Annotated in this window: 1 protein-coding gene; it reads right to left on the bottom strand. The window is 63.1% G+C overall.

What is annotated here, in order from left to right; translation table 11 throughout:
• Positions 1-255: GTP-binding protein (locus QMX78_RS21620; protein ID WP_282273501.1), on the bottom strand; the 255-nt coding region annotated here is incomplete at both ends.

Genomic DNA, 255 nt, shown 5'->3' on the forward strand with positions numbered 1-255 from the left:
CCGAACCGTGCACGATCGGGGTGTCGTCGCCCGGGAAGTCGTACTTGCTCAGCAGCTCGCGGACTTCCATTTCGACCAGTTCCAGCAGCTCGGCATCGTCAACCATGTCGGCCTTGTTCAGGAACACGACGATGTACGGCACGCCGACCTGACGCGACAGCAGGATGTGCTCGCGGGTCTGCGGCATCGGGCCGTCAGCAGCCGAACAGACCAGGATCGCGCCGTCCATCTGGGCAGCACCGGTGATCATGTTCT

Origin of the sequence: Stenotrophomonas sp. PS02298 (assembly GCF_029959445.1) — a bacterium.
Lineage (GTDB): Bacteria > Pseudomonadota > Gammaproteobacteria > Xanthomonadales > Xanthomonadaceae > Stenotrophomonas.